The sequence below is a fragment of the Phenylobacterium sp. LjRoot219 genome (genome assembly GCF_964252995.1).
In the GTDB taxonomy this organism is placed as follows: Bacteria; Pseudomonadota; Alphaproteobacteria; order Caulobacterales; family Caulobacteraceae; genus Phenylobacterium.
The window spans coordinates 22,484-43,171 of sequence record NZ_CAXUQI020000003.1 but is presented as its reverse complement, the minus strand read 5'-3'; the positions used below and the strand labels follow the sequence as shown (position 1 = coordinate 43,171).

Annotated in this window: 19 protein-coding genes and 3 pseudogenes; 12 read left to right on the top strand and 10 right to left on the bottom strand. The window is 66.4% G+C overall.

Features of this window, described 5'->3' with window-relative positions; translation table 11 throughout:
* The first annotated feature begins 97 nt into the window (after window positions 1–97).
* Window positions 98–496, top strand: coding sequence for a hypothetical protein (locus tag ACSQ14_RS25015; RefSeq protein ID WP_436017699.1), 399 nt, complete (start codon window positions 98–100; stop codon window positions 494–496).
* On the opposite strand, the gene ACSQ14_RS25010 is transcribed toward ACSQ14_RS25015, so the two are convergent.
* The 9 genes and pseudogenes from ACSQ14_RS25010 to ACSQ14_RS24970 form a co-directional block, all read right to left on the bottom strand.
* Entirely contained in the window at window positions 497–790 is a 294-nt protein-coding gene (locus ACSQ14_RS25010; protein ID WP_436017697.1) for a hypothetical protein, read from the bottom strand. It abuts the gene before it with no gap.
* A gap of 121 nt (window positions 791–911) precedes the next feature.
* Window positions 912–3,858: pseudogene (locus tag ACSQ14_RS25005) on the bottom strand (Tn3 family transposase).
* Between the two features lie 133 nt (window positions 3,859–3,991).
* A pseudogene (locus tag ACSQ14_RS25000) lies at window positions 3,992–4,174 on the bottom strand (hypothetical protein); the annotation flags it as partial.
* Between the two features lie 457 nt (window positions 4,175–4,631).
* Window positions 4,632–4,841 (bottom strand): annotated as a pseudogene (locus ACSQ14_RS24995) (alkylphosphonate utilization protein); the annotation flags it as partial.
* Between the two features lie 147 nt (window positions 4,842–4,988).
* Window positions 4,989–5,201 (bottom strand): hypothetical protein, encoded by a 213-nt coding sequence (locus tag ACSQ14_RS24990; RefSeq protein WP_436017695.1) that lies wholly within the window; start codon window positions 5,199–5,201, stop codon window positions 4,989–4,991.
* A 326-nt stretch (window positions 5,202–5,527) separates the two neighbouring features.
* Window positions 5,528–7,885 carry an NADP-dependent malic enzyme gene (locus ACSQ14_RS24985; protein ID WP_436017693.1) on the bottom strand — a complete coding sequence of 786 codons (2,358 nt, stop codon included), beginning with the start codon at window positions 7,883–7,885 and terminating at the stop codon, window positions 5,528–5,530.
* Window positions 7,882–8,376: a DUF983 domain-containing protein gene (locus ACSQ14_RS24980; RefSeq protein WP_436017691.1), complete on the bottom strand. Its 495-nt coding sequence runs from the start codon at window positions 8,374–8,376 to the stop codon at window positions 7,882–7,884. The genes ACSQ14_RS24985 and ACSQ14_RS24980 overlap by 4 nt, the downstream gene beginning before the upstream one ends.
* A gap of 18 nt (window positions 8,377–8,394) precedes the next feature.
* Window positions 8,395–8,784 (bottom strand): DUF983 domain-containing protein, encoded by a 390-nt coding sequence (locus ACSQ14_RS24975; protein ID WP_436017689.1) that lies wholly within the window; start codon window positions 8,782–8,784, stop codon window positions 8,395–8,397.
* Window positions 8,781–9,218, bottom strand: a complete 438-nt coding sequence (locus tag ACSQ14_RS24970) for a hypothetical protein (RefSeq protein ID WP_436017687.1) — start codon at window positions 9,216–9,218, stop codon at window positions 8,781–8,783. The genes ACSQ14_RS24975 and ACSQ14_RS24970 overlap by 4 nt, the downstream gene beginning before the upstream one ends.
* Before the next feature lie 377 nt (window positions 9,219–9,595).
* Here ACSQ14_RS24970 and ACSQ14_RS24965 point away from each other — a divergent pair, with 377 nt between their 5' ends.
* Together ACSQ14_RS24965 and ACSQ14_RS24960 are read left to right on the top strand one after the other, a co-directional pair.
* On the top strand, window positions 9,596–9,847 hold the full coding sequence (locus ACSQ14_RS24965) for a helix-turn-helix domain-containing protein (protein ID WP_436017685.1): 252 nt from the start codon (window positions 9,596–9,598) through the stop codon (window positions 9,845–9,847).
* A gap of 79 nt (window positions 9,848–9,926) precedes the next feature.
* Window positions 9,927–10,508: a low molecular weight phosphatase family protein gene (locus ACSQ14_RS24960; RefSeq protein ID WP_436017683.1), complete on the top strand. Its 582-nt coding sequence runs from the start codon at window positions 9,927–9,929 to the stop codon at window positions 10,506–10,508.
* A gap of 29 nt (window positions 10,509–10,537) precedes the next feature.
* On the opposite strand, the gene ACSQ14_RS24955 is transcribed toward ACSQ14_RS24960, so the two are convergent.
* Window positions 10,538–11,218, bottom strand: a complete 681-nt coding sequence (locus tag ACSQ14_RS24955; RefSeq protein WP_436017681.1) for a spermidine synthase — start codon at window positions 11,216–11,218, stop codon at window positions 10,538–10,540.
* A 284-nt stretch (window positions 11,219–11,502) separates the two neighbouring features.
* On the opposite strand from ACSQ14_RS24955, the gene ACSQ14_RS24950 reads away from it, so the two are divergent.
* The 9 genes from ACSQ14_RS24950 to ACSQ14_RS24910 all read left to right on the top strand — a co-directional run bounded on the left by ACSQ14_RS24950 (window position 11,503) and on the right by ACSQ14_RS24910 (window position 20,543).
* The gene (locus ACSQ14_RS24950; protein ID WP_436017679.1) at window positions 11,503–12,135 is read left to right on the top strand and encodes a hypothetical protein; all 633 of its coding nucleotides are present in this window, start codon (window positions 11,503–11,505) and stop codon (window positions 12,133–12,135) included.
* A 235-nt stretch (window positions 12,136–12,370) separates the two neighbouring features.
* Complete coding sequence (gene hyfB / locus ACSQ14_RS24945; RefSeq protein WP_436017677.1) at window positions 12,371–14,389, top strand: hydrogenase 4 subunit B; 2,019 nt, start codon at window positions 12,371–12,373, stop codon at window positions 14,387–14,389.
* The gene (locus ACSQ14_RS24940; RefSeq protein ID WP_436017675.1) at window positions 14,380–15,336 is read left to right on the top strand and encodes a respiratory chain complex I subunit 1 family protein; all 957 of its coding nucleotides are present in this window, start codon (window positions 14,380–14,382) and stop codon (window positions 15,334–15,336) included. Before hyfB ends, ACSQ14_RS24940 begins: the two co-directional genes overlap by 10 nt.
* Window positions 15,336–15,998 (top strand): hypothetical protein, encoded by a 663-nt coding sequence (locus tag ACSQ14_RS24935; protein ID WP_436017673.1) that lies wholly within the window; start codon window positions 15,336–15,338, stop codon window positions 15,996–15,998. The genes ACSQ14_RS24940 and ACSQ14_RS24935 overlap by 1 nt, the downstream gene beginning before the upstream one ends.
* On the top strand, window positions 15,995–17,443 hold the full coding sequence (locus ACSQ14_RS24930; RefSeq protein WP_436017671.1) for a hydrogenase 4 subunit F: 1,449 nt from the start codon (window positions 15,995–15,997) through the stop codon (window positions 17,441–17,443). The genes ACSQ14_RS24935 and ACSQ14_RS24930 overlap by 4 nt, the downstream gene beginning before the upstream one ends.
* A 112-nt stretch (window positions 17,444–17,555) precedes the next feature.
* Window positions 17,556–18,974 (top strand): hypothetical protein, encoded by a 1,419-nt coding sequence (locus tag ACSQ14_RS24925; protein WP_436017669.1) that lies wholly within the window; start codon window positions 17,556–17,558, stop codon window positions 18,972–18,974.
* A 5-nt stretch (window positions 18,975–18,979) separates the two neighbouring features.
* Entirely contained in the window at window positions 18,980–19,522 is a 543-nt protein-coding gene (locus ACSQ14_RS24920) for an NADH-quinone oxidoreductase subunit B family protein (protein WP_436017667.1), read from the top strand.
* 112 nt (window positions 19,523–19,634) lie between these two features.
* The gene (locus ACSQ14_RS24915) at window positions 19,635–19,916 is read left to right on the top strand and encodes a hypothetical protein (protein WP_436017665.1); all 282 of its coding nucleotides are present in this window, start codon (window positions 19,635–19,637) and stop codon (window positions 19,914–19,916) included.
* Window positions 19,917–20,267: 351 nt separating this feature from the next.
* Window positions 20,268–20,543 carry a ComEA family DNA-binding protein gene (locus tag ACSQ14_RS24910; protein WP_436017663.1) on the top strand — a complete coding sequence of 92 codons (276 nt, stop codon included), beginning with the start codon at window positions 20,268–20,270 and terminating at the stop codon, window positions 20,541–20,543.
* Window positions 20,544–20,688: the final 145 nt, after the last annotated feature.

The following is a 20,688-nucleotide window of genomic DNA, read 5'->3' as shown; positions in this document are numbered from 1 at the left end:
GAGCGGGAAGCCAGGAAGCAGCATTCAGAGGCTTGATCGGGGCAGTAGAGCGGACATTGATAGCTCTGCTGCTATATTGCCGCTTGGAGGCATTGCCATGTCGCGCCGAGAAACGGCAGCCAGCGCATTCGGGGTAACAGGCGCCGTACTTTTCTGGACTGCCACGTTTCTTGAGGCGTGGTGGGCGGGCGAACTGCCGGTCGGCTTAGGCCGCGCGCTGCTTCTAGTCGGTGTTCTGTGCGCCGCAATCGCGGGGTTCTTAACGCGGCGAGGGCACCGTGAAGTTCTTCGATCGAGCCGCATCTACCCGGCTCGCGAAATTACTGCAGTCCTTCTCTTCGTGAGCGTGGCGCTAGCCTGGTTCGCCTGGTTCGCCTGGTTCATCACAGATGAGCGCATGAAAACCATCACGATCTGCGTCGCGTTCGTGTTGTTCATCGCCACCGGAATTGCGGCGAGGCGTCTGGGTAAACGCTCGAGGGCGGAGCTGAGCTAGTTAGCCGACGCTGAACCGGTGTCCGGTCTGGTCGCGCCGCTTCGGCGCCTTGGACGTGCGCTTCGGCGGCGGCTGGGTGTCCTGATAGGCCTTGATCATCTCCAGCAGTCCGCCGAGCCGCTTGTTCTCGACAACGGCGGCCTGGTTGACCCGCCGGATCTTGTCGAAGGTGCGGTAGGCGAGCTCCTCGCCCTGGTAGCGGATGGCGATCCGCCCGTCGGGGTAGTCGACGACGGTGACGCGCCTGCCGATCGCCGATTGGGCCGTCTCCGACGGCTCCACGATGAACAGCACCTTGTCGTACTGGGGCTCACCTCAAGGTTTGCGCCCCAGAGCACGCTAAGGAGAACAACCCACGAACTGTTTGGCGCATAGCCGCGCCTTTGAGATCTGCGGCGCCACTCTCGCCGATTGCTCAGGCAACCCGCGTTAGCTTCTGAGCGGACTCATTGAGCGGCTTGAGACCCGTGGAGGCAGCGGCGTCCGCCCAGAGGTAATCGCCGGTGAGGCCGACGTGGGCCCAGCTCATCGGTGACAGGTGAGAGAGCAGCTCATCAGGCGCGGCCACGCCGCTCGCGCGAAGGTGCGCGACGGCGCGGTCCATGTGGATGGAGTTCCACAAGGCGATGGCGGCGAACACCAGGTTCAAGCCGGAGGCCCGGTGCTCCTGGTTCTGAAGGGTCCGATCGGCGATCCGCCCCTGCTTGTGCACGAAGACCGCTTGGGCGAGGGCGTGTCGGGCTTCGCTCTTGTTGAGCCCGGCTTGGCAACGTCGTCGCAGCTCGGGGCTCTCGAGCCAGTCGAGCGTGAACAGCGTCCGCTCGATCCGACCGACCTCGGCGAGCGCCAGGTCGAGGCGGTTCTGGCGTTTGAAGGCGGCGAGCTTCTTCAGCATCGTCGACGGCGCTACGTGGCCCGCCTTGATGGACGCGGCGAGGCGGACGATGTCGTCCCAGTTCTCCTCGACCACATCGACCCTGATCGGACGTCCCGGGAGCGGCTCGAGAAGGCGATGGCGCGGCTTCGTGCCGACGACCGCGAGGCGCCGGTCATCCAGGTCGCGCAGCCTGGGCGCGAACCTGTAGCCGAGCAGGTGGCAGAGCGCGAAGACGTGGTCGCTGGCGCCGCCGGTGTCGGTATAGTGCTCGCCGGTTCCACGACCGACCAGTCCATCGAGCACAAAGGGCGCCTCGGACGACGTGGCGGAGAGCACCTTGGTGTGGAAGGAGCCGTGCATGTCCGAGAGGTGGGTGTAGAGCCGCAAGCCAGGTTCGGGCCCGTACTTCGCGTTGATCTCGCCGGTGCCGCCGCGCTTTCGACCCGAGCGGAAGAACTGGCCGTCGGACGAGGAGGCCTGTCCATCGCCCCAGTGTCGGGCGAAGGGGAGGGCATGGTGATCATCGATGATCTTGGCCAGCGCGGCGCGGTAGTTCTCCTCGCTCAGGTACCAGCTCTGGGTCCAGGCGAGCTGGGCATAGGTGACGCCCTGGCTTGCGTTGGCCATCCGCTCGAGACCGAGGTTCGTGGCGTCCGCGAGCACCGCCGCGAGAACGCAACTGGGGTTCTCGTGCGCGCGGCCCGACCTGAGCTCGCGAAACATGGTCGAAAACCCGGTGAGCGCATCCACCTCCCGCAGGAGCTCCGTGATCCGGACGCGGGGCAGGAGGTTGTCGACGGCGCGGTCGAGCGCACGCGCCTCATCAGGTGCGGCCGCCTTGACCGGCGTGACGGACAACTGGCCGCCCTGCAGCGCGACGCCGACGAGATCGCCGCGCGCGAGCCGCCGCGCGAAGGTGGCGAGCCGCTGGTCAAGGAGGCCAGCCCGCTCCGCGAGGTATGGGCCCAGCTCCACATTGATTGGCAGGGCTTCAGCCTCGGCCCCCACAGCGGCGGTCGGCGGCAGATAGTCGCTGAAGCGGCGATATGCGCGCGAGCCTTCGACCCAGACATCTCCCGATCGCAGCCGATCGCGCAGCGTCGCCGCGACGGCGGTTTCATAGAGGCGGCGGTCGATGCGGCCGCCTGATCGCACCAAACCCTTCCAGTGCTGTGAGGCGAAGGGCATCAGGGCGCTGGCCGGCACCTCGCGTCGGCCGGAGCGGTTCAGCTCGCGTCTCGATCGCGCTGAGGGTGGGCGCTCCGCCGCCGCTCGCCTTGAACCGGATGTGCTCCAGGAAGGGCGGGAAGAAGCGCCGGAGCGATACGTAACGCTCCGCCGCGCTGACCAGAGGATCCTGGACGGCGAGAGCCGCCAGTTGCTCGATACGCGGCTTGACGGCCTGCACCCTCCACCAGCCTACCTGTGTTTCGAGCCGATCCATCACGTCGGCACCGTCATCAAGCGCACCGTCGACGGCGCCGATGACCTGGGCGAAGAGGCGCATGAGCTGGCTCACCTCGCGGCTGCTCGCCTGGAATTGGCGCTCCCGGCCGCGGCGGCCCCGGGCGAACAGCGAGCCCACCATGCGGTCAAACATCTCGACGGCGGCGTCATTGTAGCGTTGCTCGAGGTCGACCAGGGCCGCGGCAAGCGTCGCTCTGCGACGGCGCACGCTGTAGCCGCTCAGAAGGTACGCGGGCGCGACCGCGCCCTCGCGCGCGAACTGATCGAACCGCTGAGGCTCGATGGCCTCACTGATGCTTGGGTCGATGCCGATCGCGCGGACGAACGCCAGGCGTTCGGTGATGGCGGACATCGCCGTGGCGCTCGGCGTTTCGGGAACGTCCCGCAGCCAGCCCAGCCGCGACATGCCCAAGCCAGGATCGTTCGCCAGCAGCGCCTCGACCTGCTGGAGCTGGTGTTCCATCAAAGCCGCGACCACCTCGTTCGCGGCCGTGTGACGCGCCTCGGCGCGTCCGGCCAGCGCAATGCGCTCCAGTTTGTCTGGCGGTGGGAGCACGAAATTGCGCCGCCTCAGCTCTCGCATGAGAGCCTCCACGATTGGCGCTCCATTCTCCGTGCTGCGGGCGGCTGCCGCAGCGATCCCAATGGCGGCTCGCACGTCGGCCCGGGTGAAGACCCGCAAACCCAGGCGCGCGTGCAGTTCTCGGATGTGTTCTCGGCGAGTCTGACCCCGCCGGGCGTACTCGGGGAGCAGCTCTGGCGAGACCCCGACTTGCATTGCAAGAAAGGTCAGGATCGCAGGCTGGACCTCTTCGCCGCTGCGCAGGCCGAAGCCGGGGTGCCGGAGGAGGGCGAGGTGAACGGCTGCACCGAGCTGGTTCTCGGGCCGCCGGCGCGCCTCGATCCAGGCTAGGTCTTCCGGTTCAAGGGTGTAGCGTTGAGCTATCTCATGCGCGCTCGCGGGAGGGTCGAAGAGCCGGCGACGCTCGTCTGCAGTCAGCAAGCTTCGGCGCGCCATCGATGTCCCCTCCACCGCTTCTGCGGCTGAGGTGACGTTAACCTTTTCGCCAAGGATCGACAGCAACCGATCCCGCAAGCGCGTGGCGGCGGCGGGGTCGAACAGGGTCCGGCGCATCGCTGGCCAGATGGCCGCTGACGCGGCGGTCAGGACCGATCAGCGCCCAGGTGGCGAAGGCCAGGAGCGCGATCAGGATCACCGCGGGCACGAAAACGCCGGAGACCTGGTCGGCCATTCGCTGAATGGGCGCGCGGCTGCGCTGCGCCTGGGCGACCATCGGCGCGATCTGCGAAAGCAGGGTGTCCGCGCCGACTTTTCGATGTGCCCATCGCACTTCCTTGGTGCTGCCGGCGTGAAGCCGCGGCTTTCGTGCTCGACCGGCGGGGCTGGGCGCACAGATGTCCGGAGCCTGGAGGTGTCGCCAAGGTCCACTCCCTTCAGGCTGCTGTGCGGCTAGGCCGTCGAGCCCACTAACGTCGCTCAGCGCCTCGGCTCATTCGCCTGTGATCGCGCGCCGCACTCAATGCGAGGTTGCGCCAAGTCTCAGCGACCGCGAAGAAGACCTCGCGCGCGTCGTCGCTGGTCGCCTTCCGCGCCTCCGCCTCAGCCTGGCACGCGTTCTCGCGGAAGGTCATGACCGGTTGAAGATAATGAATATTATCAGACATGATGCAGATCTCAGCACACGTATTTCTTCAGTTCATAAGTGGTCGACGGCTCTTGCGTCGAGCTGATCCCGCACGCGATACGTGTATTCAATGATACAAGCAGAATTAGCACTTGCGCACGAACTCGGCTCTGAGCACCAAGCCCTTGATGCCTTCGTAGCGGCAGTCGATTTCCTGCGCGTCGCCGGTTAGGCGGATCAATTTGATCACCGTGCCGCGCTTGAGGGTCTGGTTCGCGCCCTTGACCTTCAGATCCTTGACCAAGGTGACGCTATCGCCGTCCGCCAGCCGGTTGCCGACCGAGTCGCGAACCTCAACCGCTGTGGCCGCCGATGTGGCGCCGACATCCTCGGCGCTGACCCATTCGCCAGTCGTCTCATCGTAGACGAAGTCCTTGTCGGCCCCAGGGCTCATCTTGAAACTCCTCAGTGTTGATGGTGGTCGACGAGACCAGCGCGTCTTTCATGACTTCCCATCGGGTGGGGCGCCCTCTTCTTGGTATTCGCCGTCCAGGGCGAGGTCCGGATGACGTCGAACAAGGTCCGAACGGACCTCGGCGAGCTGCTCCCAGGTGGCGGCCATCTCCAGGAGCTGCTCCAACTGGTTCGCGCTCATGCCGTATGCGAGCGCTCGGCATTCCGCCGCGTGCATCCGGTATTCGCAGGCTTTCTTCACGTACGGCATCCTGTTGGCTGACCGGCGATCGGCAGCGGCGTGGCTGATCCTCGGATCATCAACATCCGGCACGGGAAGGGGTTATCTGCGCCACGGGGGCCGATGAGATCACGCCTGTGTCATGGACCCGCTCGGCGCGCGCGCCGGGCGCGCAAGTGCGGCTCGGATGACTGAGGCTGCCGCTCAACATTGGCGGCCTCAAGATCATCATCGCGAGCGGGGCGGCTGCAATGAGCCCGGCGATCGCCACTACGAGCAGCCATCCTGCCTCCGTTAGCACGGTGTTGCTCCATAGGCGCCGCTGGCGGCGTCGAAACAGGCGCATGTTAGGCGCTCGGCGCCGCAGCCAGCGCCCTCGCTGAACCGACGGCCGCGTCCCGCTGCTGGCTCGCAAAGGAGTCCAGCGTCGCCAGGTCGCCGTCGTGGGCGCAGAGGGTGGCCATCTGCAGGATCCGCGAGACCGAGGCCGACAGCGGACAGATCTGCACCGGCTTGGCCAGGCCGAGCAGCAGCGGGCCGATCACGGTGGCCCCGCCCAGCGCCTGGATCAGCTGGGTGGAGATCGCCGCCGAGTGGATCGCCGGCATGATCAGCACATTGGCCGGGCCCGACAGGCGCATGAACGGGTAGTTGACCCGCGCCTCGGGGATCAGCGCCAGCTCCGGCGGCATCTCGCCTTCGTACTCGAAGTCGATGTCGGGCATCTCGTCGAGCATGGCGACCGCCTCGCGCACCCGTTCGGAGCGCTCGCCCATCGGGTTGCCGAAGGCCGAGTAGCTCATGAAGGCCACGCGCGGCGTGTAGCCGAGGTTGCGGACCGCGCGGGCCGCTTCGCAGGCGATTTCCACCAGCTCGTCGGCGTCGGGCAGTTCGGTGACGTTGGTGTCGGCGATGAACAGGGTGCGGCCCTTGGCCAACACCACGCTCATGCCCATCACCCGGCCGCCGGGGGCCGGGTCGATGACCCGCAGCACCTCGTCGAGCACCTGGTCGAAGGCGCGGGTGACGCCGGTGACCATGCCGTCGGCGTGGCCCGCCGCCACCATCGAGGCGGCGAACGAGTTACGGTCCTGGTTGATCAGCCGCTGAACGTCGCGCTTCAGGAAGCCCTCGCGCTGCAGCCGCTCATAAAGGCTGTCGACGAATACGTCGTTCCACTGCGAGACGCGGGCGTTGACGATCTCGAGCTTCACGTCCTTCGGGTCGAGGCCGACCAGCCGCATGTTGTTGTGCACCAGCTCCTCGCGGCCGACCAGGACGGCGTCGCCCAGGCCACTGGACTGGAAGGCGTAGGCGGCGCGGATCACGCTGGGCTCCTCGCCCTCGGCGAAGACCACCCGCTTCTTGGGTCCCGCCAGCACCGCGCCCTGCAGCTTCTGCAGGAAGGCCGCGGTCGGATCGAGCCGCTGGGCCAGCGACGCGCGGTAGGCGTCCATGTCCTCGATCGGCTTGCGCGCCACGCGGGTGTCCATCGCCGCCTGGGCCACGAACGGCGGGATGTAGGAGAGCAGCCGCGGGTCGAACGGGCTCGGGATGATGTACTGCGGCCCGAACCTCAGCTGGGCGCCGTGGTAGGCGGCGGCGACCTCGTCGGGCACGTCCTCGCGGGCGAGCTGCGCCAGGGCGTTGGCGCAGGCGATCTTCATCTCCATGTTCACCCGCCGCGCCCGCACGTCGAGCGCGCCGCGGAAGATGTAGGGGAAGCCCAGGACGTTGTTGACCTGGTTGGGATAGTCGCTGCGGCCGGTGGCGACGATAGCGTCGGGCCGAACCGAGTAGACCTCTTCCGGAGTGATCTCCGGATCCGGGTTGGCCATGGCGAAGATGATCGGCTTGGGCGCCATCGCCTTGACCATTTCCGGCGTCAGGGCGCCCTTGACCGAGAGGCCGATGAAGACGTCCGCGCCCTGCAGAGCTTCGGTCAGGGTGCGCGCGTCGGTTTCGATGGCGTGCGCGCTCTTCCACTGGTTCATGTCGTTCGGGCGGCCGCGCCAGATCACGCCCTTGGAGTCGCAGGCGATGACGTTGCTGGACGTCACGCCCATCGCCTTGATCAGGTCGAGGGTGGCGATGCCCGCGGCGCCGGCCCCGTTCAGCACCACCTTGATCTGCGACATGTCGCGGTCGGTGATGGCGCAGGCGTTGATCAGGCCGGCGGAGCAGATGATCGCCGTGCCGTGCTGGTCGTCGTGGAACACCGGGATGTCGAGCAGCTCCTGCAGCTCGGTCTCGATGCGGAAGCACTCAGGGCTCTTGATGTCCTCGAGATTGATGCCGCCGAAGGTCACGCCGATGTTCTTGGCGACGGTGATGATCTCGTCCGGGTCGGTGGCCGAGCACTCGATGTCGATGGCGTCGACGTCGGCGAAGCGCTTGAAGAGGACGCCCTTGCCCTCCATCACCGGCTTCGAGGCGAGCGCCCCCAAATTGCCCAGGCCCAGGATCGCCGTGCCGTTGGAGAACACCGCCACCAGGTTGCCCTTGGACGTGTAGTCGTAGGCGCTCTCGGGATCCTCGGCGATCTTCAGCACCGGAATGGCCACGCCGGGCGAATAGGCGAGGCTCAGGTCGCGCTGGGTGGCCATCGGCTTGGTGGCCGCGATGGCGATCTTTCCGGGCTGGGGCAGGCGATGGAAATCCAGGGCGTCCTGTTCGGCTCGAGCCAGCCGTTCTTGGGCGTTCATCGCTGCGTCCTTCCATCGACGTGGGATCTTCCGAGCGCCCAAAGGACGCCGATCACCCCGCCTTTGACGATCGGAAGAAAGATTAGAATGAGGGCGGTCAAGCTGGGCAAGACCGTCGCCAAGAGAAGGCTGGCCGGCCAGGTCAAGATAAAGCGAAACGCCAGAAGCGGGGCCACAACCAAGTGGCCGACGATCAGGATCGTAAAGTACGGGGGCGCGTCGTCTGCTGGATATCGGCTGTTGTCATTTCCGCAGGCGCCGCAGGGCGACTTGACCTTGGGGTAGGCGCGAAACAACCGGCCCTGGCCGCAGTTCGGACAACGGCCTCGGGCGCCTCGCCGCAAGCCCGTCCCCACCGCGCGAGGTTCTGCGGCCACGGTCACGACTTCCGTTCTCCGGTCATGCAGCTTCCAAAACGATGAGGCGCGGCTGCGGCCGAGGCGTTGCGACTTGTAATTGCTTCGCCGTGGCCCCTCGCAGCGGTCAGCCATCTCCTCACGATGGGCTCGTCACGGCGGGCCATGACGAACCTCTGAGGCGCTGTTGTGGAATTGCAGCGCGATCAGGATGGCCTTGAACGGCCGCAAGGAGCCCAAGGTCATGATGCAGATCAGTGGCAACCAGACGATCAGCTCCAGCCAGATCGGCCACCTGAGCGCGAACTCGGTGTACAGCAGGCCGCCGCATCCGATGGCGCCGACGATCAGCAGGATGAACACGACCGGACCGTCGCCCGAATCCGCGCGCGAAAGATCCTGCCCGCACGCCTCGCATCGCGGCGCGACGCGCAAGTAGCCATCGAACAGCGGGCCCTCCCCGCAGTTCGGGCAGCGACAGCGGAGGCCCGCCAGAAGGGGATTAACATCGGCTCGGCGATTGGGCTCGGGTGGCGAGGTCATGACGTCACTGGAATCCTGACCGTCTGCCGAGCTTCGCGAAATCTCCGCTGCAGGGCGCTGCGAAGGGCGGGCTTGGCCGCCACCAGGCGGATGTGTCGCGACAGCTTCGCCCCGTCGAACGGTTCGGTCAGCACAGCGAGGCCCGGAGGGCAGGATGCTCCGTCCGATCCAGCCTGTTGGGTGAAGACGATTTCCAGCCTAGGTGCGGCGGTTCGCGCTTGGCTTATGAGTTCTAGAACGGCCAGCGGTTCGTCGTTGGCCTGAGTGACCAGCATGGCCACCGTCGGCGACTGCCGCAAAGCCGTAAGCGCATTTCCGATCCGGTCAAACTCGCGGACCGCCATCCCGTCCTGGCGCAGGCCGGCCGCCCACTGGCGCCGTCGTTCGGGGTCGGCTTGGACAAGCCAAACACAGGGTGAGTCAGCGTCGCTCATGAGGCGCTCCGGCAGGACCGCAGCCTGCATCGCTGGGGGTGTGGCATTTGCGTTGTGATGTTTCAAGCATCATTGGCGGTATCTGGCTAATCAAATATATCGCCTGGGGCTGCTCGGTGACTGTCCGGGGGTGGTTGGGCGGCAGCGGTTCGATGCGTCCAAGTTGGTGCTGGCGCGCCCCCGATCGAGCGGGTATGGCGGCCGGCCGGCCGACGCTGACAGCCTGGGCGAGGCATCGGCCGAGCGACACGAAGGCGGAGGCGGGGTTAGAGCGCGGCGGAAGCCGGGCGCTGGTCAGGATGTCGTGGGGAATGGCCTCGACCTGGCCGCCAGAATCCGCGCTTGCTGATGGCCCATACCTCATTATAGATGGGCTGATGATCACTGGCGCACAAATGAAGGCGGCGCGCGCGCTGCTCGGGATCGACCAGAAGGAGCTTGCCCGGCTCTCTGGCGTGTCACTCCCGACCATCCAACGGATGGAAGCTAGCGACGGGATTGTGCGGGCCGTTGTAGATAGTCTGCAAAAGGTCGTCAACGCGCTCAACGAAGCCGGCGTCGAACTGATCGCCAGCGGCGCCCGAAGCGAAGGGACGGGGCGAGGGGTGCGCCTGTTGGAGCGAAATTAGCGCAGAGCGCATGATGGCTCACACGTCAACTTAGGTGCTTTAAGTCGACGTCAGCCATGCTGCATGCTACTGCCGACGCATGTCTCCCCACGTGCAGCGCCCTCAATCGCCTGTGCTCCGACCGGGTACGCTGGCAAGGAGGGAGGACTGCGCGGAGGGCGCTACCCCAGCGTCCTCAAAGCCGCCGAGCTCCAACACACGGCGGGGGGCCGTTCTGGTTCGGTTCCCAGTGCGGCGATCCGCCCGGCGAACGCGCGTCCTCTTCGTCTGCCGCTCGCACACCGTGTTGAGCCCCATGGCCGGAGGCTTGGCCCGGGAGGCTTATCGGCGGCTGGAGATAGACGTCCGGAGCGCCGGACTGGCAGCTCGCCCAGTGGACCCACGAGCCGTGTTGACCATGGCTGAGGTGGGCATCGATATCAGCCACACGATTCCGACGCTGGTCTGTGACCTCGACCTGGCGGAGTTCGACGTTGTGGTTTCGCTTGGAATGCACAAGCTTGGTCTTGCCCGCCAGCAGACCGCCGTGGCGTGGGATGTTCCGGAATTCACGCGCGTCACGGACGCGACAGCCCTGCCAAGGCTGCGGGATCTTCGGGCGCAGCTGTCGGCGCGGGTGCATGCGCTGGGCGCTATGCTGACCGCCACCCATCGCGCTTAGGGGCAATGCCCGCGTAGACAGGGGTGCCCCTAGGCCGCGGAGCTCAAATCGTCATCGACGGCACGTGCGGCTCCGCGACCGCCGCGAACGGCTGTGTTCTTGCAGACCACCAGGGTGTTGCCGACGTCGCAGTCCAGGACCGACACCGTGGCCGGCGCCAAGCCTTCGCGTTGCAGCGCCTTAACGATCCGACGCGTTTCCCAAGACTGAGGGCTGTCGGCCACGTTCCAGACGATCAGACCTCCTTGGGCCGTACGGCTCGCCAGGAGCGCGCCGATGTCGCTGGTAAGTATGGCCTCGGGAATCTCCGTGCCGTGAAAGACATCCACCGCGATCGCCGACCATTGCCGGGTCGTACCGCGAAGGAACTCCAGAGCGTCGGCGTGCACGCACTCGACTTGCGATGGAAGGTGGAACCATCGTTTGGCGATCTCAAACGCTTGCGGCCAGTTGTCGACGGCTGTGACTGCTGCGCCAGCGCGACTGAGCAAGGTCGCCAACGCGCCGCCGGCCGTCCCGAGCAGAAGAACGTCTTCCGCGCGCGCGAGCACCCGCTGCATGGCTGCGATGTAGTTGAGCAGATTGTTCCCATCTGCATCGACGTGAGTATAGAGCGCGCCGCTATCAAAATAGAGCCGCGAACCGTCCCGACGCTGCTCTAGAACCCGGATTCGACGCGCCCCTTCATCATCCGCGAGCAGAACTTTCATTAGGCTAGGTTCTCCCGTGCTGACTATGGTTGGCGGCGCGCAATGGGCCACCTTCAGGGCTGAGGCGGACTTCGGGCGCGCCGATGCTGGCCGGGATTGGGGCGGCAGGACCGGCGACGATTCTGAACATATGAGTTGATGTAGGAGCCATCAATATACAAGGTGAGATCGTCAGGTAAGAGACTCTAGCGCCGGGCGCGCAGGCCCGGGGCGTGACAAGGATCGGCGTGCTTGGCTCCGTCTGGTAGCCGTTCCGGCCTAGAACCTGCGCAGGGAGGGGATGGATGCCCACCCTGCCAACGGCCACACCCCGACATGCACGGGGGCCGCGCCATGCCTCGGCCCCCGGCGCTGGGGATATTGTCCTGGCGGGCGCGGTGCTCAATTTTTGCTACTACGGCTTTATCATCCACGCTCTGGCGAACCCGGACGGCAAATTTGGCGGCGTCGTTGCGACCTGGGTGCAGAGCGCTCGCGTGATCCTTGCGCCCGCCTACCTCGTCGCGGGGCGCGTCGGCTGTGGCGGGGCGGAGATCCGCCCTTTCGTCGCTCGCGCCTGGGCGTTCGACGTCCATCTGATCGCGGTCAACCTCATCGTGGCGGCGGTTCTGTTCGTCGCCTCGCGCCGGTACTGGACCGCCTGGTCGCAACAACTCCATGGCGACTCAGGCTTGCACATCGGCGACGACCGCCAACGGGTGGCCGGGTCCAGCTTTGGAGCGGTGCTCTGGGGCGCCGTGGCGGCGCTCTGGTGGCTGATCTTGGAGAACGATCTCTTCGACAGCGCCGCCCACTGCAGGTGGCTGCAACCCTGGTTCCTCTTTCGAGAGCCCTTGCTCACCACTTTCGTCCACGGCTGCGCCACCCTAGCCGCCGCTCTGTCCCCCGCCACCAAAAATGTTGGAAAACCCCCGTGATGCCGTAGACATCATGATCGATGTAATTATACTCACTTGAGGCGTGCGACCACGAATGCCGATCTTGGTCTGACGCCTGTCGGGCTTGCCGCAAGGCTGAATGGGTTCAGGGCGCGAGGCCAGCGGACACAACAGGGGAGGACGGCTCTGGGGACGCCCGATCAAGACCTGATGCGGCGGCGCAGGTCTCGCTGACAGCCGATCTCCGGGTGATCCTTCCGATGCCGAGACGGGCATGAACCTCAGTGTCTTGACCGCCGAAATCTGGTCGATTGTCGCCTTGCTGGTGATCGGCGGGGGCGCGGCTGTGGGCGTTCGAACCCGCGCACCCAGCCTGGTGGTCTACCCGCTGTGCGCTCTGGTCACTGCAGCAATGGGGGCCCTGGCGCTGTGGAGCCTGTTGCAAGGGCATGACGAAAGCCTCGTCCTGCCGCTCGGAGTGCCGTGGGTCGGTTCACACCTGCGGCTGGACAGTCTGGCGGGACTCTTTCTGGCCATCGTCGGCTTCGGCGGTTGCGCCGCCAGCGTCTACGCCATCGGCTACGGACGTCACGAGCGATCACCTGAGAGGGTGCTTCCCTTCTTCCCAGCGTTCCTGGCGGGGATGAGCCTCGTCGTTCTGGCTGGCGACGCCTTCACCTTCCTGGTGTCCTGGGAATTCATGTCGGTGATGTCGTGGGCGCTGGTGATGGCGCACCACAAGGAGCCGGGCGCCACGCACGCCGGCTACGTCTATCTGGTGATGGCCAGCTTCGGCACGCTGGCGCTCCTGCTGGCGTTTGGTCTCTTGGCGGGACCACAAGGCCACTACGACTTCGCGACCATCCGCACCGTGGTCGGTCCCCGCCCGCTCGCAGGCCTTGTACTGATCCTGGCGCTGGTCGGGACCGGTTCGAAGGCGGGCCTGGTCCCCTTGCACGTCTGGTTGCCGCTCGCCCATCCCGCCGCGCCCAGTCATGTCTCGGGGCTGATGAGCGGGATCATGACCAAGGTCGCGATCTACGGCTTCATCCGGATCGCCTTCGATCTGCTCGGCCCGCCGCAGTGGTGGTGGAGCGTCGCCCTGCTAGCGACGGGGGCCGTCACCGCCGTCGTCGGACTGCTGTACGCGCTGCTGCAGGATGACCTTAAGCGTCTGCTGGCCTACAGCACCGTCGAGAACATTGGCATTATCTTCCTGGGTCTTGGCCTGGCGCTGGCGTTCAAAGCGAACGGCCTGACCGAAGCCGCGGCGCTGGCGATGACAGCCAGCCTGCTGCACGCGATCAATCACGCCACCTTCAAGACCCTGCTCTTCTTCGGGGCTGGCTCGGTGCTGTCCGCGACGGGCGAGCGCAACCTCGGCGCGCTGGGGGGACTGATCCATCGCCTGCCGCTCACCGCGGCGCTCTTCCTCGTTGGGTCCGCTGCGATTTCCGCTCTGCCGCCGCTGAATGGCTTCGTTTCGGAATGGCTGCTGTTCCAGGCGGTGCTGATCAGCCCCACTCTGCCGCAGTGGGGCCTGAAGTTCCTGGTCCCGGCCGCCGGGGCGATGCTGGCGCTGGCGGCCGCCCTGGCCGCGGCCTGCTTCGTACGCGCCTACGGCGTCGCCTTTCTGGGCCGACCGCGATCGCCTGCCGCCGCTGAGGCGCGGGAGGTGGATGCTTTCCAGACGGGGACAATGATCATTTTGGGCCTCATTTGTGTCCTGGTCGGCGTCCTGCCGGGATTTGTCATCGACGCCTTGGGGCCGATCGTCGGCAGGCTGGCTGGCGGCGGCGGCCTTCCGCCGCAAGCTGCGCAGGCGTGGCTCAGACTCGTTCCCTTGTCGGCCAGCCGCAGCTCCTATGACGGAATGCTCGTCTTTATATTCATCGCCTTCGCGGCCGCGACCTCTGCGGTGCTCGTTCGGACGATCGCGGCCAAGGCTGTGCGGAGGGCGCCGGCCTGGGATTGCGGATACCCCGATGCGCGGCCAGTCACCCAGTATTCGCCGAGCAGCTTCTCGCAGCCCCTGCGGCGAGTGTTCGGCGGGCTGCTCTTTCAGGCGCGCGAGACGGTCGAGATGCCTGCGCCTGGCGATACGGCTCCGGCGCGGTTCTCGCTTCGTGTTCGCGACCTGGTCTGGGAGCTTCTTTACGCGCCGCTCGCCGGGGCCGTCGACTGGACCGCCGAGCGGCTCAATCGCCTGCAGTTCCTGACCATCCGGCAGTACCTGTCGCTGGTGTTCGCCGCGCTGGTGCTGCTGCTGACGACGCTCACCCTATGGCGATGATCGGCGACTACCTGCTCCAGGGCGTGCAGATGTGCCTGGTCCTGGCGCTTGCGCCCCTGCTGACCGGCGTCGTGCGCAAGGTGAAGGCGCGACTACTGCGCCGGCGCGGAGCGTCGGTCCTGCAGCCGTACCGCGATCTGCTACGCCTGATCCGCAAGGAAGCCGTGATCGCGGACAACGCGTCCTGGCTGTTCCGCGCCGCGCCCTATCTCATCTTCGCCGCCACCTGGGTCGCGGCCGCTCTGGTTCCCACCTTCGCCTCGGGTTTGTTGTTCAGCTGGTCGGCCGACCTGATCGCGATCGTCGCCCTGCTGGGCAGCGCGCGCTTCTTCCAGACCCTGGCCGGGATGGACATCGGCACGAGTTTCGGCGGCATCGGCTCCAGCCGGGAGGTGATGATCGCCTCCCTTGCAGAGCCGGCCATGCTGCTGGTGGCCTTCACCGTCTCGCTGCTGGCTCACTCCACGCAGCTGTCGACGATCACCGAGGTGATCCTCTCACCGGCCATCGGCCTGCGGGTCTCCCTCGCCATGGTGCTGATCGCGCTGGTCCTGGTCGCGCTGGCGGAGAACGCCCGGATTCCGGTCGACAACCCCTCTACGCACCTGGAGCTCACGATGGTCCACGAGGCCATGGTGCTCGAGTACTCGGGCCGCCATCTGGCGATGATCGAGTTCGGATCGGCCCTGAAGCTTCTGCTCTACATGTCGCTGATCGGCGCCGTCTTCCTGCCTGTTGGAATGGCCCGGAGCGGCGACAGCTGGCCCGCCTATGCGGTCGGGCTGGCGGCCTATCTCGCCAAACTCTCCGTCGGCGCAGTGCTGCTGGGGGTGTTCGAGACTTCGATCGCCAAGATGCGAGTGTTCCGCGTGCCCGAATTCCTCGGTTCGGCGCTGATGCTGGGCTTCCTGGCGATCCTGCTGCTCTTCGTGTCGCGGGGTCTGTGATGAGCAGTCTCGACTTCGACATCGCCCACCTGATGTCAGGGCTGATGGTGCTGGTGTGCTTCGTGATGTTGTACCAGGACCGCCTCTACAGCCTGCTCAACACTTTCGCCCTGCATGCCGTGGTCCTGGCGCTCGCCGTCGCCTGGCAGGCCTATATCCAGGCCGCACCGCACCTTTACGTCACGGCCGCCATCGCGCTGATCTTCAAGGGGATGGTGATCCCCGTGGCGCTGCACCGGCTGATCCGGCGCATGGACATCCATCGGGAGGTGGAGACGGTGGGGGGCGTCGGCCCGACCATGCTGCTGGGTCTCGCGCTCGTGGCCCTGTCCATTTCGGTGATGCTGCCGGTCACCGCGGCCGCGGGCACCCTGGCGCGCGAAGATCTGGCCTTCGCGCTCTCCGTCGTCCTCCTGGGCCTGCTGATCATGATCACCCGTCGCAACGCGGTGAGTCAGGTCGTCGGCTTCATGTCGCTGGAGAACGGCCTCGTCCTCGCCGCGACCGGCGCCAAGGGCATGCCGCTCGTGGTCGAGATCAGCGTGGCGTTTTCGATCCTGATCGCCTTCATCGTCATCGGCATCTTCCTGTTCCGGATCCGGGAACGCTTCGACACCGTCGATGTCACCGCGCTCGACACCGTCCGAGGAGATCGCCGGTGAACGGGCTGGGAGCCTATGCCTTGGGCGGGGTCCTGCTGATCCCGCTCGTCTTCGCGGCGATCCTGGCCTTGTCGCCGGGGTATCGCTTGTGCGCCAGGCTGAACGTCGTGGCCTCAGGCGCCGGCTTCCTCTGCGCCCTGGTCCTGATCGGCCAGCGGCCGGCGGTGAACGATTTCCTCTTCGTCGACGACCTGAATATCGTCTTCCTGGTCCTGAACACCTTCATCGGGTTCACGACGAGCGTCTTCAGCGCCAGCTACATCCGCCACGAGCTCGAGACGGGACGGCTCACGCCGCTCTACCTTCGCTTCTATCACGCCATGTACCAGGTCATGCTGGCCGGCATGAGCCTGGCCCTGGCGGCCCAGAACGTCGGGCTGATGTGGGTCGCGGTGGAGCTGGCGACGCTCACCACGGTCGTGATGGTGGGCATCTACCGCACCCATGAGGCCCTCGAAGCGGCGTGGAAGTATTTCATCCTGGGCAGCGTCGGCATCGCCCTGGCGCTTTTCGGCACCATCCTGGTTTACCTCGCGGCCCAGCCAGTCGTCGGCGAGGGGCTCAATGCCATGTCCTGGTTGCAACTGGTCGCTCATGCGAGCCGGTTCGATCCCGCCCTGCTCAACCTGGCCTTCATCTTCCTGCTCCTCGGCTATGGCACCAAGGTCGGCCTTGCGCCGCTGCACGCCTGGCTGCCGGACGCCCACGCCGAAGGTCCGACGCCGATTTCAGCGGTCCTTTCAGGCCTGCTTCTGAACGTCGCCCTCTATGCGGTCCTGCGTTTCAAGGTGGTGATGGCGGCGAATGCCGGCGCGCTCGCGCCCGGGCCGCTGTTGATCACCATGGGCCTAGTCTCGGTCGTGTTCGCCGCCTTCATGCTCTATCGCCGTCGCGACATCAAAAGGCTGTTCGCCTACTCGTCGATCGAACACATGGGCATCATCGCCTTCGCCTTCGGCATGGGCGGCCCGCTGGCGAATTTCGCGGGGCTGCTGCACATGACCATGCACAGCCTGACCAAGTCGGCGATCTTCTTCGCCGTCGGTCACGTGGCCCAGGCCAAGGGCACCCAGAAGCTGGCCGACATGGGCGGACTCACCGTGACCCACCCAGCGCTGGGATGGGGCCTCGTCGTGGGCGTGGTCGCCATCCTTGGCGTGCCGCCGACGGGCGTCTTCATGAGCGAGTTCCTGGTGGTGAGCTCGACCTTCGCCCGTCAGCCCCTGCTGGCCATCCCCTTGGTGGTGGGGCTGCTGGTGGCCTTCGGCGCCCTGATCCTGCGCATGCAGCAGGTGGTGTTCGGCGCGCCAAAGGGTGAGAGCCATCCCGTCCAGGCCTCCTACGTTCCGATGATCGTCCACTTGGGAATCGTCCTGACGGCAGGGATCTTCCTGCCCCCCGCCGTCGTCGCGTGGTTCCAGAACGTGGCGAGATCCTTGGGGTGAGATGGTGACAGGCAGCGCCTCGATTCTCGCCCAGCTGGTTCGCACCGGCCACTCGCTTGGGGGTGGCGACCGATGGCCGCGGGTCCGTCTGGGCTATCGGGCCTGGCAACGAATGTACGAAGCCGTCAGCCTCGGAGATCTCGATCTCGTCGCCCTATGGGGCGAGCCTGAGAGCGTCCATGTGGCGGTCCGCGAGGGTACGGACGGGGCTATTTTCACGCGCGCCTGCCCGCGCGGGACTTACCCCTCGCTTGGCCTGCGGCATGCGCCGGCGATCCGCCTGGAACGTGCGGTGCAGGACCTGGTCGGCCTCGTGGCAGAAGGGCTGCCCGACGCGCGTCCTTGGCTCGATCATAGCCGATGGGGCGTTCGCCATCCGCTCGGCGTCGGCCAGCCCGGGCCGGCGGACGGCACGACCTATGCCTTCCTGCCAGCGGAAGGGGAGGGGCTGCACGAAGTCCCAGTAGGCCCGGTGCACGCCGGAATAATCGAGCCCGGCCACTTCAGGTTCACCGTCAACGGCGAGACGGTCGTGCGCCTCGAACAGCGCCTCGGCTATGCCCACAAGGGCACGGCGTCGCTGATGAGGGGCGCCTCCATTCCGCGCGCCGCGCAACTCGCGGGCCGGATCTCGGGCGATAGCACGGTCGCCTACGCCCTGGCGTTCGCGCTCGCCGTCGAGAGCGCGGGGCAGATTCGCGCGCCGGTGCGGGCCCAGTGGCTGCGCGCGCTCATGGCCGAGCTGGAGCGGCTGGCCAACCACCTCGGCGATATCGGTGCGATCGCCAACGATGCGGCCTTCGCCATCCTGCACGCCCACACCGGCGTGCTGCGAGAACAGGTTCTACGGGCCAGCGACGCTGCCTTCGGGCACCGGCTGATGATGGACCGGATCGTGCCGGGCGGCGTCACCCGGGATCTCAAGGCCGATGGTCAGGAGGCGATCGCCGCGACGGTCGCTCGCATCCGCAAAATCTTCCCGAGCCTGGTCGAGGTCTATGACGAGACCAACTCCCTGCAGGACCGGGTGGTCGGGACGGGGATCGTGCGTGCGGAGTGGGTGCAGAGGTTCGCAACCGGCGGGTTCGTCGGCCGCGCGGCGGGCCGCGCGTTCGACGCCCGTCGCTGGGGCCGGTACGCCACCTACGACCGTCTCACGTTCGACGTTCCGGTCTTCGGCGAAGGCGATGTGAACGCGCGCGTCTGGGTCCGAATCCGCGAGGTGGAGCAAAGCCTCGCCCTGATTGATCAGATCCTCGATCAGCTCCCGGCCGGACCCATCTCGACGACGTCCGATGGCGCGCTGGCCGATGGTCCCGCAGAGGGCTCGGCTTTGGTCGAGAGCTTCCGCGGCGACGTGTTCCTCTGGGTGCGCTTGGGGCCCGGCGGTAAGGTCGCCGCCTGCCATTTCCGGGATCCGTCCTGGTTCCAGTGGCCGCTGCTCGAGGCGGCCGTGGACGGCAACATCCTGGCGGACTTCCCGCTGTGCAATAAGTCGTTCAACTGCGCCTACTCCGGGCACGACGGATAGCAGCCATGGCCAATCTTCTCATCCAAGGCCTCCTTCGGCCGCTGACCGAATCCGCCCCCGCGCTGGATGCGGAGGCGCGAGCGGACCTCGCCCGGCTGGCCTCGGAGCTCGGCCGGGCAGGGCGCCGCCGCCTGGGGCGCAGCCTGGCCATCCGGGAGATCGATGCGGGCTCGTGCAACGCCTGCGAGCTGGAGATCAACGCGCTCAGCAACAGCTATTACGACGTCGAGCGCTTCGGGCTGCGGTTCGTGGCCTCCCCACGCCACGCCGACATCCTGCTCGTCACCGGGCCGGTCACGAAGAATATGCGCGAGGCGTTGGAGCGGACCTATCAGGCTGCCCCCAGCCCGAAGTGGGTGGTGGCCGCCGGCGACTGCGCCGGCGGCTGCGGCCTTTTCTCCGACAGCTACGCCTGTGTCGGCCGCGTCTCCGACGTCATCCCGGTGGACCTTCACATTCCCGGCTGTCCGCCGACGCCGCTAGCGCTGTTGAGCGGACTGATCGAGCTGCTGGACCTCCAAAGTCACCGGGCGCGCCATGGGATCTGAGCGTTGCACCCTGGACCTCCAGGCCCGAGTCGAATGCCGCGTGGGTGCGGTCATGACGCGGCTAAGGCGTATGGCGGCGTCAATCTTCCGACGAACGCGCAGGAGATCTGAGTTGTCGCGTAGCAAGTATCTGACCGTCGTCGTCCAGAACAACGAAACCCTGCAATGGGAGGTAATGGTCGAGGACATTCGATTACAGCTCACTCGCGAGCAGGACATCTTGGACCGGATGGGCATTTGGACGGCAAAGCGCGAGGCGGTCTATCCAAAGGAACATTGGCGGGCGTGGACGCAGCTGACCGACATACCGGGACAGTGGCGCACCGCGTTCGCCGCGCAGAATGGGGTCGAACCTCCGCCCTCCACCGTTCGTCCCCGGCATCAGCTGAGGTAGTGATGCAGCGGACTGCACCTTGATCAGGTCGCCCTAACAGCATCGCGCCTTCGGTCCGGGCTGCGGTTCGTCGTCACCGGGCCGGTCACCAACAGCATGCGCGACCTTGGAGCGGACCTATCAGGTGATCCCGCGCGGAGTGGGTGGCCGCCGGCGACTGCGCCGGCGGTTGCGGTCTCCTTTCGGAGAACTGTGGGCGCGTCGGCCGCGTTTCCGACGTGATCCCGATGAATCTGCACATATCCGGTTGCCCGCGGACGCCCGGCCAGCTGCTGGCCAGACTCCTTAGCCTCCTGGACCTCAACGGGCCCATCTCGCGCTGAGTCAGCTCTGAGACGACAAAGCGAGGGCATGACTAGGGTTAGGATTTCCATGGTTGGGCTATTCACGCGGCGTCCCGTCGACCTCAATACGGCAGCTGTACACGTTCTTGCTCGCTTCCCTGGAGTCAGCCCTTATCAAGCTTACGACCTGTTACGTTGGCGGCCGTACCGAAGCTGGGTTGAGGTGGTCGCAGTCCCTGGTTTCGACGAGGCGAAGGTAGCGGCTATGCGAGCCGCCGGAGCGGTCTTGAGCCGACCGCACCGGCCCCGATCTGAGTGGAGCCCAGGCGCGCGAGGGGCGTAGCCCCGGGATGGCCGTTCTTCGTGATCAGGGATCGTGACGGGTCCGAGGGCGGACCGTCCGGGCGGTGGCCAGGCGGCCGCGGGCCAAGCATGCGCGGCTGGAGGCAATTCCGCAGCGTCCATCTTTGCATGGCGGTCATCCGCAC

Coding starts and splice junctions, on each gene's coding strand:
- ACSQ14_RS25015 (WP_436017699.1), top strand. CDS start 98: ATGTCGCGCCGAGAAACGGCAGCCAGCGCATTCGGGGTAACAGGCGCC.
- ACSQ14_RS24985 (WP_436017693.1), bottom strand. CDS start 7,885: ATGAACGCCCAAGAACGGCTGGCTCGAGCCGAACAGGACGCCCTGGAT.
- ACSQ14_RS24980 (WP_436017691.1), bottom strand. CDS start 8,376: ATGGCTGACCGCTGCGAGGGGCCACGGCGAAGCAATTACAAGTCGCAA.
- ACSQ14_RS24975 (WP_436017689.1), bottom strand. CDS start 8,784: ATGACCTCGCCACCCGAGCCCAATCGCCGAGCCGATGTTAATCCCCTT.
- ACSQ14_RS24970 (WP_436017687.1), bottom strand. CDS start 9,218: ATGAGCGACGCTGACTCACCCTGTGTTTGGCTTGTCCAAGCCGACCCC.
- ACSQ14_RS24965 (WP_436017685.1), top strand. CDS start 9,596: ATGATCACTGGCGCACAAATGAAGGCGGCGCGCGCGCTGCTCGGGATC.
- ACSQ14_RS24960 (WP_436017683.1), top strand. CDS start 9,927: ATGTCTCCCCACGTGCAGCGCCCTCAATCGCCTGTGCTCCGACCGGGT.
- ACSQ14_RS24955 (WP_436017681.1), bottom strand. CDS start 11,218: ATGAAAGTTCTGCTCGCGGATGATGAAGGGGCGCGTCGAATCCGGGTT.
- ACSQ14_RS24950 (WP_436017679.1), top strand. CDS start 11,503: ATGCCCACCCTGCCAACGGCCACACCCCGACATGCACGGGGGCCGCGC.
- hyfB (WP_436017677.1), top strand. CDS start 12,371: ATGAACCTCAGTGTCTTGACCGCCGAAATCTGGTCGATTGTCGCCTTG.
- ACSQ14_RS24940 (WP_436017675.1), top strand. CDS start 14,380: ATGGCGATGATCGGCGACTACCTGCTCCAGGGCGTGCAGATGTGCCTG.
- ACSQ14_RS24935 (WP_436017673.1), top strand. CDS start 15,336: ATGAGCAGTCTCGACTTCGACATCGCCCACCTGATGTCAGGGCTGATG.
- ACSQ14_RS24925 (WP_436017669.1), top strand. CDS start 17,556: ATGTACGAAGCCGTCAGCCTCGGAGATCTCGATCTCGTCGCCCTATGG.
- ACSQ14_RS24920 (WP_436017667.1), top strand. CDS start 18,980: ATGGCCAATCTTCTCATCCAAGGCCTCCTTCGGCCGCTGACCGAATCC.
- ACSQ14_RS24910 (WP_436017663.1), top strand. CDS start 20,268: ATGACTAGGGTTAGGATTTCCATGGTTGGGCTATTCACGCGGCGTCCC.